We start from the raw sequence: 10,911 nt of genomic DNA on the forward strand, positions 1-10,911 counted from the left end.
ATGCGCACGCGCAGGTCTGCCGGTTGCAAGCCGTCTTCATATAAAGTGCTATGTTATAAAGTAGCATTTGAATCGATTCATCTTCACAATGTCGCCGCCTAACACGGCCCCGTTCCCCTGATATCAATCCTCGGTACCGAAGTGCACCGTTACACCAGTCGTGCGAGATCGCTTGCACGACATACAACTGGAAGGATCACCATGCCTGTATTGAAGATGCGCAGCTTCGCGCAGCGCCGTCCTCTGTCTTTGCTCGCATTTGGGCTTTTCCCGCTCACCAGCCTGGCGGATGTGCTGGAACTGAACTCGACGGTGGTAAGTGCCACCAGCACCGAGCGTACGCTTAAGGATGCGCCGGCGAGCATCAGCGTCATTACTGCCGAGGAGTTGAGCAAGCGCCCGGTGCGCAACCTGGAAGAAGCGCTGCGCGGTAGTGAAGGTCTGCAGTTCAACGGCGTTGGTATGAGCCGGCGTGGCATCAGCATCCGCGGCATGGCTAGCGAGCACACGCTGGTGCTCATTGACGGCAAGCGAATCAGCCCGTCTTCCGGTGCCATCGCGCACTCCGACTTCGACTTGGGCTGGGTGCCGGTCGAAGCCATCGAACGCATCGAAGTGGTACGCGGTCCCATGTCATCGCTCTACGGTTCCGAGGCGCTAGGTGGCTTGGTCAACGTCATCACCCGTAAGGCGACCGACACCTGGCTGGGCAGCGGCTTCGTCGATGGTGGCGTGCGCGAGGACGGCCAGGGTGGGCAAACGCACCAGGTGGGCGGGTATGTCAGCGGTCCGCTGCTGCCGGGCGTGCTGGGCTTGGCGTTAAATGCCGAAACCCAGCGCCAGCAGGAAACCCCCGACGCCGATAGGCGCAACCTGTCCGAACTCGAAGGCCGCAATGGCAACAGCGGCGGGGCCACGCTCACCTGGACACCCGACGACGCACAGCGCATCGACCTTGGCTACGAGAGCGGTCGTGAGCGGCGCTGGCGCAATACCGAAACTGGTGGCCCGGCCTCGCGCGACTATGAGTCCACCGACGTCATTGAGCGTGAGCGCTGGTCCCTGGCCCATTCCGGTGACTGGCAGTGGGGCAGCAGCCAGGTCCGCGCTTACCGTAACCAACTCGATCGCACGAATTCGCGCAGCGATGGGACGGCGCCTAGCAACCCGCAGCGCCTGATCGACAGCGTGGTGGACGGCAGCCTGAGTGTGCCTCTGTTCGAGATGCACCGCGTGACTGTCGGCGGCGAGTGGCGAAAGGAAGAGTTGGAAGACCGTTCGGTCAACCTTAACGGTGAAGAACAAGCCCTGCACCGTGCTGTCTTCCTGCAGGACGAGATCGCCTTCAATTCAGACTGGTCGCTGACTCTCGGCAGCCGTTTCGACAAACACGAGCAGTTCGGCTGGGAGAGCAGCCCACGCGCTTACCTGCTGCATCATTTCAACGATGAGCTGACCCTGCGCGCAGGTGTCGGTAAAGGCTTCAAGGCACCGAGCCTGAAGCAGCTGTCGCCAGAGTATTCCGCGACCGGCGGCGGTGGCCGTTTCACCATCGTCGGCAACCCCGAGCTGCAACCGGAGACCAATACCGCCTACGAGCTGGGCGCCGACTATCAGGCGGACGGCTGGTCCCTGAGCGGCATGCTGTTCGAGAACGATGTGGAGGACCTGATCCAGACCGTGTGCGTGGCCAATTGCGGCATTCGGGGGCGCGAGCTGCGCAACTACGAGAACGTCGAGCGGGCCCGCATTCGCGGGATCGAGCTGGGCGGTGGCGTTGACCTGGCACAAGGGCTGCGCTGGGACCTCAACTACACCTATCTGGATGCCCGCAACCGGACCGTCGGCCAGCGCCTCGGCGATCGTTCGCGGCACCTGGCCAACAGCGTGCTGAAATGGAGCCCGACATCCGCCTTCGATGCCCAGTTGCGCACCGAGTACGTCGGCAGCCAGATCACCTACAGCAGCAACGTCGCCTATTCGCTGCCGGCCTACGGCCTGTGGCACTTGGAGCTGAGCCAGAAGCTGAGTCGCAACCTGACCTTGCGCGGCGGCATCGAGAACATCGGTGACGAGCGACTCGCCGATCAGAATGACCACTTCGCTTATGCCGAGCCTGGGCGCACCTACCACATCGGGTTGGTGGCGACGTTCTGATGCGGGGGTTGATGATTCTACTCTGCTGCCTGCTCTGGAGCCTGCACGCTGCAGCCTCCGCACCGGCACAAGTGCGGATGCTCAGCAGCGACTTTGTGCTTCCCGGCAAACATGCGCGCCTGGCCAGCTGGGCGCAGCAACAAGGTGTCGGCTTCACCAGCTTGCACAGCGGCGCCGAAAAGGCGCCCGATGCGCAGTGGCTGACGGCGGTCGATCTGCTGATTCTGGACACGCCGCGGCCTTCCGATGTCGCAGCGGTGCAGCAACGGTTGGGCGATGTGTTGGAGCGCCTGCCAGTCCCATGGATTCGTATCGGCGGCGGTGCGCCGGCCTACGGCAACCTGCCCCCGCCCGTGGCCATGCGCCTGATCGGCTACTACGGTAATGGAGGCGAAGCCAACCTCAGACAGCTATTCACTCTGGTGCAGCGCAAAAAGGCGGGGCAGCCGTTCGATGATCTGCCGGCGCCTGTCCCACTGCCCAATACCGGGTTCTACCATCCGGCCGCACCGGGACCTTTCGCCACGCTGGCTGAGTACCTCGCCTGGGGCCAGGGACGCTGGGCTGCGGATGCGCCCCGTGTGGCCTTCGCCATCCACCGCGGCGCCATTGCCGATGCCCAGGTGCGCGCCATCGATGACCTGATCGCGCGTAGCGAGCGCCGTGGTCAGGTGCCGTTGGTGTTCTGGTTCGACGATGCCAATCCGCATGCCCTGACCGAGCTGTTCGCCGAGGCCGATATCCGAGCACTGGTGAACATGCAGCACATGCAGAATGGCCCGGCGCGGCAGAAGGAGTTTCTGCAGCTCGGTGTGCCGGTGCTGCAGACCTTTGGTCATCGCGGCGGCGACGAGCAGCACTGGCAGGCCGAACCCAGCGGCATGGCCGCGCGCTCGGCGGCGGCCTTTCTCAGCGTGCCGGAAGGCTGGGGCATGAGTGATCCGCTGGTGATCACCGCGTTGGAGGAGGGCGAGCCGGCGCTGATGGCCAGGCAGGCCGAGGCCTTGCTCGGCAAGCTGGATCGTCTGATCCGTCTGCGTCAGTTGCCAGTGGCGCAAAAGCGCCTGGCGCTGATGTTCTGGAACCACCCGGACGGCGAACGCAATGTCGCGGCATCCCACCTCAATGTGCCGGCCAGCCTGGCAACACTGAGCGCGGCGTTGGGGCGAGAAGGGTATGACGTGCCAGCCACTACCGAGCAGCAGTTGATCGACAGCGCCCAGCGGCTGCTGGCGGGTTATTACCGCCCGGAAACCCTCGGCGACCTGCTGCGCGATGGCCTGGCCGAGACTCTGCCATTGAAGGATTACCAGGCCTGGCTCGCCCACCTACCGCAGGTCACGCGGGATGCCTTGGGCGCACGCTGGGGTGACCCGGCGCAGCACTGGGCCCGACGCGAGGTCGAAGGTGAGCCGCAGTTCGTAATCCCGGCGCTGCACCTGGGCAAGCTGCTACTGTTGCCGCAGCCACCAAGGGCCGGCCGGCCGGGTGAGTCCTACCACGACAGCAAGGTGCCGCCGGATCACCTCTACCTGGCGGCCTATCAGTTGGTGCGCGAGCGCGTGGGTGTGGATGCGCTGATCCATTTCGGCACCCATGGCACGCAGGAATGGCTGCCCGGCAAGGACCGTGGCCTGTCCGCCGAGGATTACCCGTTCCTGGCAGTCGGCGACCTGCCGGTCTTCTACCCCTATATCCAGGACAATGTCGGCGAGGCTATCCAGGCTAAGCGCCGTGGTCGGGCCGTGACCATCAGCCACCAGACCCCGGCCTTCGCGCCGGCCGGGCTCTACGATGAGCTGCGCGACCTGCACCACCTGATCCACGAGTACCAGCAGTTGGACGAAGGCGCGGTGCGCGAGAAAACCGCCGAGCAGATTCGTGCGGCGGTGCTGGAGATGGACATGCAGGCCGACCTCGGCTGGGACGAAGCATCCATGTTCGCAGACTTCCCTGCGTTCTTCGCCGCGCTGCACGATCACCTGCACGAACTGGCACGGGGCGCCACGCCGCTCGGCCTGCATACCTTCGGTAAGCCGGCTTCGGCCGAGCACCGTCTGCTCACGGTGATGCAGCAGTTGGGCACACCGTATTACCAGGCGCTGGGGCTGGACTCCGACGAGGTATTCGCGGCGGACTACAGCGAGCTGCAGGCCTCGCTTCCCTATCAGACCCTGCAGCGCTACCTGCGGGACGGCCAGTCGCTCGACGAAGTCGAGTCTGCCGTGCTGCGACAGCTGATCGCCAAGGGCCTGGAACTGGACAGTCACCTCGCCGATACCCAGGAACTGGAGGCGTTGCTTGCCGGCCTATCCGGGCGCTTCGTCGCTCCAGGTGCGGGCGGCGATCCGATCCGCAATCCCGAGGTGCCGAGCGGCCGCAACCTCTATGCCTTCGAGGCTGACAAAGTACCGACCCGGGCGGCCTATGCCGCAGGTGGAGAGGCCCTGCAGCAACTGATCATCCAGTACGAGGTCGAGCATCAGGGCCAGGCCCCGCAGAAGCTGGCGTTCAGCCTCTGGTCATCGGAAGCGCTGCGGCACTTAGGCATCGTCGAAAGCCAGGTGCTGCACGCCATGGGCTTACGGCCGGTGTGGGACGATGGTGGCCGCGTGGTGGCGCTGGATATCATTCCGGCTGCCGAGATGGGGCGCCCGCGCATCGACGCGGTGCTGCAGGTGACCAGCGTCTACCGCGACCAGTTCGACGGCTTCATGCGCCTGCTGGCCGACGCGGCTGATCGTCTGGCCGCGCTGGATGAGCCCGGCAACGTCATCGCCGCCAACAGCCAGGCGCTGGCGGCGCGCCTGCAACAGGAACAGGGCCTGCCTGCCGATCAGGCGCGGCAGTTATCGCGCCTACGTGTGTTTGGCAACGAGCCAGGGGACTACGGCACCGGTGTTTCTCAACTGGCACTGGATTCGACCACCTGGGAGGACGATGCCGCGCTCGGCAAGCAATTCCTAGAGCGCCTGCAGTACGGCTACGGGGCTCAATCCTGGGGGGTGAAGCTGGAGGCTGGCAACCTGTTCGCCGAGCAGCTCAAGGGGGTACAGGCAGCCGTAATGTCACGCTCATCTGAACTCAACGGCCTGCTCTCGACGGACCATCCCTTCGAGTTCCTCGGTGGTCTGTCAGCCGCCGTCCGGCACCTCGATGGCACCAGCCCGTCGCTCTACATTTCCGACCTGCGCAAAACGGCTCCGCGCACCACAGTGGCAGCCCAGTTCCTGGCCACTGAGCTGCGGGGCCGCTATCTGAACCCGCAGTGGATCGGTGAGATGCAGAAGGAGGGCTACGCCGGCACGCTGGAGATGCTCGATCTGGTCAACAACCTCTGGGGCTGGCAAGCGACCGACCGCAGCATGGTGCGTGACGATCAATGGCAGGCGATCCATGACACCTACGTCATGGACAAGCGCGAGCTGGGCCTCGATGCCTGGTTCGAGCAGCACAACCCCACGGCCCAGGCCCAGCTCATCGAGCGCCTGATCGAGGCCATCCGCAAGGGCTACTGGGATGCCAGCGAGCAGACCCGGCGCGAACTGGTGGAGCGTCGTCAGCAGCTCGCGGCCACTGAAGCCGGCGTAGTCGGTGAAGCGCTTACTCGGCAGTTCCTCGAACAGATGGCCGCCGGCTTCGGCATGCACAACGAGGCTCAGACTTCACCAACGCAATCAACCGGCGCCGCGACCCAAGTCGTCACTGGGCGGGTGCTTGAAGAGGTAATGCCAGCGACTGGAGAGACTCAACCTCAGTGGCTGCTGTGGTTGGGCTTTGCCTCGATGCTCGGTTTTTTCCTGGTTGGTGCCATTCGGCAAGGCCTTACAAATTCTCGAATGACGGAACTCACACCATGAATGGTCTCGAAACCAGCATCTACGAAATCACCCGGCTCTTTCTGGTTCCAGTGATGCTGCTGATCCTCGCCTCGCTGGCCTATGCCTGCTTCGCCTTTGGCTCGTTTGCACTGGAGGCTTGGCAGCGTCACAGCGGTCGCTACCACTCGAAGCTAGCTGCCTGGCATCACAAACACGGGGGCACCAGCGATGATCTGGAACTGTGGATCATGAAGCAGCTCGAGTGGCTGCGTATCACCTCACGCAGCGCCCCGATGCTCGGTCTGGTGGCGACCATGATCCCCATGGGCCCGGCGCTGCTGGCACTGACCCGCAATGATGCTCAGGGCATCGGCGAGAACATGGTGGTGGCCTTTTCTTCGGTGATCGTTGCCTTGGTCGCTGCCAGCATCACTTTCTTCATCCTTACCGTTCGCCGCCGCTGGCTGTTGCAGGAGCTGCGCAGCGTGGAACGTGCGCAGGAGCAGGCCTGATGCGCTTCCTTGAGCATGACGAGGCGGACGATCCGATCATCTCGATGGTCAATCTCATCGATCTGTTCCTGGTAGTGATCGGTATCCTGATGGTCGTCATCGTGCAGAACCCGCTCAATCCCTTCAGCCAGGACAATGTAGTGGTCATCGAGAACCCTGGCGAGGACGACATGCGCATGCTGGTCAAGGATGGCCAGGAGCTGAAGCGCTATGAATCCAGCGGTGCGATTGGCGAAGGGCAGGGCACCAAGGCTGGTGTCACCTATCGTCTGGCTGATGGGCGGATGATCTATGTGCCGGAGCAAAATGAGTGACCGGAAGCATTTCGTTCGGCGCGTTTGTACAGTACCGACTGGAGACTGGGTCGGAGTCATTTGCTGCAATCTGTGATTGCCGTGCTGATAGTAGCCGTGATGCTATTGGGCAACCGAGATCAACCACAAGGAGCAGGGATGGGAGTTTTCACGCCGGCTGGAGAAGCGCGTGTAGCTGTTTTGGTGGATTGCGACAACGTATCGCCCGAGATTCTGGAGCACGCCCTACGCGTGGTCGCCCAGTTCGGCCGTGTCGTCCTGAGAAGGGGATATGGCAATCAAGGGACCTTGGCCAATAAATGGCAGGAGGCTCTCGTCGTTGGTTGCTCATCAGACACCTCTCTAACGGCGAGGATTTTCGCCTAAATCGGTGTCCGGCGTTAGTAGACCACTACAGAGCAAACTCGTCCATCACCAACGGTCTGGGTTGGGCCTTCGGCGACCTCTCCAGCGCGGCTTGCAATGCTCGTCGTTTCAGTAAGCGCACGCTGTCCCAATGCGATTCAAAAACTCGGCGGCGTGAAGGGGGAGTCGCTGAGAAGCCTGAAGCATGGCTTCGGCCAGGCGCTTAGCCATCCTCAAATAGCGATCAAGCCAACTGGCTGACCCCATTCGTAAGCGACTGTGCTACCCGGACCCGCCGGAGCCCCACACTCAACCGCACCGCGCGGCCAAGAATAGGCAGGTCATGGATTGAGCGCTGGCAGTATTTGTGGATGGTGCTGTTGGGCTGATGGCAGCTGCCGGAGGTGGGGAGTTTGGTGGAAAGAGGGATCAGATTGATCAGCAGGTCATCACCATCGGCCTGAAGGCAATGACACAGAAGCCCTCCCCAAAGGGCAGAACCGTGTAATACCGAGCACAAGGACGCCGTTTTGTAGATGTGTTTGCTCGCACGAACATCACCCATCAAATCGGCGTTCTTGTTTCTGGCTTACGCGGAGTTTTGTGAAGAACCAATTTTCTCTCTCTTCAGAGTTAGCCGCTAATGAGGCTAGGACGATCACAATTAACTACTGCCAGTAGCTGGCCTTGGAGTGTGTGGTCGACACCGTTTTCAGCAATACGCTTGCCGAGCGGTGTGCGGTCGAAACCGTCTTCAGCAATACGCTCGCCGAGCGGTGTGCGGTCGAAACCGTCTTCAGCAATACGTTCGCCGAGCGGTGTGCGGTCGAAACCGTCTTCAGCAATACGTTCGCCGAGCGGTGTGCGGTCGAAACCGTCCTCAGCAATACGTTCGCCGAGCGGTGTGCGGTCGAAACCGTCCTCAGCAATACGTTCGCCGAGCGGTGTGCGGTCGAAACCGTCCTCAGCAATACGTTCGCCGAGCGGTGTGCGGTCGAAACCGTCTTCAGCAATACGCTCGCCGAGCGGTGTGCGGTCGAAACCGTCTTCAGCAATACGCTCGCCGAGCGGTGTGCGGTCGAAACCGTCCTCAGCAATACGTTCGCCGAGCGGTGTGCGGTCGAAACCGTCCTCAGCAATACGTTCGCCGAGCGGTGTGCGGTCGAAACCATTTTCCGAAATATGGAAATCGCCGGCAATGGCTTGTTGGACTGCCGCGGCGCCTCGCGCTTCCCCCAATAGGGGCTGAAGGCTAGATGCTGGAACGGCGAATGCAGACGAAGCTACATGGGCCAGTATAAAACTTACAAATGCCTTAGTAAAAGTTTGTGCTTTCATTTTGAACCTCGCTATGCGAAAAGGAATATAGGGATTTTTCGATATAAGCTTGCAAAAGTTAAAACTTTGCGCCAGTTGCTACTCAGTGGATGAGCCAAAAAATCATTTGTGGAAAAATACTTGTCAGTGACGCTTTTGCTGATTTATTCAGCAACTTGCGCCTTCTGTAACGCGTTGATGGCTTCATAGTGAAGCAGCAATTGATTGAGTTCGATTCAGTCGGAAGTACGTGCTGATGGCTATTTCATAAAATTGTCCTCGATTAATTAGTTTCTGAACATAGATTACAGGTGAGGTGTGGATGTATAAAAGCAAGCGTGTTGATAGTACAATTCACCGGGCGTGATAATGGCTCTTGGGTGCTGCGAAGCGCATTTAGTGCCCTTTGCTACAGGCGCCTGAATGAGCTCGATATTTTAGAGTTCGTACTTTTCCAGTTGAATCTATGTATCTCATCGTTTGATCTACTATCTTGCAATTATTAGTTTTGGGGGCTGATACGGATAAAACCTTTACAATGTCAAGCTTTGTTCCGTATCTGTAAGTGTTCGGCTGGCTTTCAGCGATGACGCTAAAAGAAAAAAACAAACTTAAGCTGGCGAAAAGGTATTTGATAATTTTTGTGCTATTCATTTTAGGTTCCAATTGATTTTATGCTTGAGGTGTTATGTGTTTATGAGTGTGATTAATGACTTTTGGGGGTGAATGATGCTGGTGTCACTATTAACGCTGGCAGCGATAGTGAATTAAGCTTTCAGTGCAGGATGTTTTTTGTGAGTACGATGCTGCGCTAGATGGCTAAATTTGACCTGGCAGTCGTATACTTCGATGTACGCAAGCGCCAGGCCAATTTTTAAAAGTGCACACTTACGGAACTATTGAAGGCTCAATAGCGATCGCGACTTTCCCGCGAAGGCCATTGTTGGGCGTTTCCAGTAGTGCGTGCGCGCTGGAAATGTCAGCGAGCGAATAAACCGCTCCAACATGGGGCCGCAACTGGCCGCGCTCGACCAATGCCTTTAGCTCATCAAGCTTGCCGCGGTTCTGGCGGGTGAAGACGAAGTGGTAGCTGGCGTTCTTGCCCCAGGCCTCAATGAGGTTCTGCGGCTTGGCGATGTCCACGATCGAAACCACACGGCCGAGCTGGGCGAGCGCGTCAGGGCTACGGGTCAAGGTGTCGCCGCCAATGGTGTCGAAGATGACATCCACACCGTAGCCATCGGTCTCCCGCAGGATCGCTTCAACGTAATCCTCTTGTTCGTAGTCGATGACTACGTCTGCACCCAGCCCCTGGGCGAATTCGAAGTTCGCTTCGCGCACGGTGGTGTACACCCGGGCACCAATGGCTTTTGCGATCTGGATCGCGACATGACCAACGCCGCCGGCACCGCCGTGGATCAGAATGCTTTCCCCGACTCGGAGCGCTACGCGTCCGACCAGCGCTTCCCATACCGTCCCGCCTACCAGCGTCAGGCTTGCGGCCTCGAGATGGCTCAGCGATACCGGTTTCTTGCCGATGATGCTTTCGGATGCAACGTGGTACTCGGCATAACTGCCGTCGCCTTCAAAAATCTGCGTGGTGTACCAAACTTCATCGCCCGGCACGAAGCTCGTCACGCCTGGACCGACGGCTTCGACGACGCCCGATACGTCATGTCCGGTAATGGCAGGGAGGGGCACGTAGTCGACGTAGTCGCCCCGACGCACCTGGTAGTCCAGCGGGTTGATGGAGGTGGCGTGCACCCGCACCAGCACTTGTCCTGCCTGCGGTACGGGTTTGGCGACTTCGCTCAGTTCGAACGCGTTCGGACCGCCAAACGATTTGAGTACTTGTGCTTTCATTTTAAATCCTCGTATCAATGGGCATCCGAATGTTCGAACCGAGCATGTTCAGCGTGCGATTCACAAAGAGCTCGTAGGCTGCGCTCTTGCTTGTTTCTCCGGTGCCGGATAAAGAATGATATTGCCGGTGGCAGTAACTCGCCTTGGACCAAACTACGGTCCTGGAACCAATTTGCGGCTATCAATCCAGTTGTGCAGGCGTGCTGCGAGACCTCAGGAAAACTTACGAAGTTCCTGCGCAAGCCCTGCAAGTCAGCAGATACCGTTTGGTCCTCGGAGCAGCAGTGGCTATGGTGTTCACGGGCATGTCTCTTATTTAGGCTGATACTCAGTCAATAGCTTGAAGTGATTCAGGCAAGACTTGGCCACCGTCGATAATTAGGCTTTGCCCTGTGATATAGCCGGCTTCGCGGCTAGCGAAGAACATGACAGCGCTAGCAACGTCTTCTGGAGTGCCCGCCGCGTCAGGATAGTTGTCGTGTGAGTTGATTCGATGAGTCTTGGTCGGTGGGCGGAAGTGAGAGCCGTGTGGCGCGTTATTCGATAGAGCATCGGGAGTGGGTGGTGCGGCAGATGATGCCG

The 10,911-nt window shown here is 59.9% G+C and carries 8 protein-coding genes and 1 pseudogene; 5 read left to right on the plus strand and 4 right to left on the minus strand.

Annotated features, from left to right (window positions below; genetic code table 11):
* Window positions 1-216 precede the first annotated feature (216 nt).
* From P3C50_RS23880 to P3C50_RS23900, 5 genes and pseudogenes are all read left to right on the plus strand, one after another.
* Window positions 217-2,157 (plus strand): TonB-dependent receptor domain-containing protein, encoded by a 1,941-nt coding sequence (locus tag P3C50_RS23880; protein ID WP_275547874.1) that lies wholly within the window; start codon window positions 217-219, stop codon window positions 2,155-2,157.
* Window positions 2,157-6,017, plus strand: a complete 3,861-nt coding sequence (cobN, locus tag P3C50_RS23885; protein WP_275547865.1) for a cobaltochelatase subunit CobN — start codon at window positions 2,157-2,159, stop codon at window positions 6,015-6,017. Before P3C50_RS23880 ends, cobN begins: the two co-directional genes overlap by 1 nt.
* Complete coding sequence (locus tag P3C50_RS23890; RefSeq protein WP_275547866.1) at window positions 6,014-6,490, plus strand: MotA/TolQ/ExbB proton channel family protein; 477 nt, start codon at window positions 6,014-6,016, stop codon at window positions 6,488-6,490. The genes cobN and P3C50_RS23890 overlap by 4 nt, the downstream gene beginning before the upstream one ends.
* The gene (locus P3C50_RS23895) at window positions 6,490-6,804 is read left to right on the plus strand and encodes a DUF2149 domain-containing protein (protein WP_275547867.1); all 315 of its coding nucleotides are present in this window, start codon (window positions 6,490-6,492) and stop codon (window positions 6,802-6,804) included. Before P3C50_RS23890 ends, P3C50_RS23895 begins: the two co-directional genes overlap by 1 nt.
* A 138-nt stretch (window positions 6,805-6,942) precedes the next feature.
* Window positions 6,943-7,122, plus strand: a pseudogene (locus tag P3C50_RS23900) (hypothetical protein); the annotation flags it as partial.
* 660 nt (window positions 7,123-7,782) lie between these two features.
* Here P3C50_RS23900 and P3C50_RS23905 read toward each other — a convergent pair.
* The 4 genes from P3C50_RS23905 to P3C50_RS23920 form a co-directional block, all read right to left on the minus strand.
* Entirely contained in the window at window positions 7,783-8,487 is a 705-nt protein-coding gene (locus tag P3C50_RS23905; RefSeq protein ID WP_275547868.1) for a hypothetical protein, read from the minus strand.
* 375 nt (window positions 8,488-8,862) lie between these two features.
* On the minus strand, window positions 8,863-9,120 hold the full coding sequence (locus P3C50_RS23910; RefSeq protein ID WP_275547869.1) for a DUF2790 domain-containing protein: 258 nt from the start codon (window positions 9,118-9,120) through the stop codon (window positions 8,863-8,865).
* Between the two features lie 234 nt (window positions 9,121-9,354).
* Entirely contained in the window at window positions 9,355-10,329 is a 975-nt protein-coding gene (locus P3C50_RS23915) for a zinc-dependent alcohol dehydrogenase family protein (RefSeq protein ID WP_275547870.1), read from the minus strand.
* Between the two features lie 328 nt (window positions 10,330-10,657).
* Window positions 10,658-10,911 (minus strand): SDR family oxidoreductase (locus P3C50_RS23920; RefSeq protein ID WP_275547871.1); only part of this gene is annotated, 254 nt, incomplete at its 5' end.

The sequence above is a fragment of the Pseudomonas sp. Marseille-Q0931 genome, assembly GCF_940789645.1.
Lineage (GTDB): Bacteria > Pseudomonadota > Gammaproteobacteria > Pseudomonadales > Pseudomonadaceae > Aquipseudomonas.

Bases quoted from the DNA above. Each gene is read 5' to 3' on its own strand.
- P3C50_RS23880 (WP_275547874.1), top strand. From the start codon at position 217: ATGCGCAGCTTCGCGCAGCGCCGTCCTCTGTCTTTGCTCGCATTTGGG.
- cobN (WP_275547865.1), top strand. From the start codon at position 2,157: ATGCGGGGGTTGATGATTCTACTCTGCTGCCTGCTCTGGAGCCTGCAC.
- P3C50_RS23890 (WP_275547866.1), top strand. From the start codon at position 6,014: ATGAATGGTCTCGAAACCAGCATCTACGAAATCACCCGGCTCTTTCTG.
- P3C50_RS23895 (WP_275547867.1), top strand. From the start codon at position 6,490: ATGCGCTTCCTTGAGCATGACGAGGCGGACGATCCGATCATCTCGATG.
- P3C50_RS23905 (WP_275547868.1), bottom strand. From the start codon at position 8,487: ATGAAAGCACAAACTTTTACTAAGGCATTTGTAAGTTTTATACTGGCC.
- P3C50_RS23910 (WP_275547869.1), bottom strand. From the start codon at position 9,120: ATGAATAGCACAAAAATTATCAAATACCTTTTCGCCAGCTTAAGTTTG.
- P3C50_RS23915 (WP_275547870.1), bottom strand. From the start codon at position 10,329: ATGAAAGCACAAGTACTCAAATCGTTTGGCGGTCCGAACGCGTTCGAA.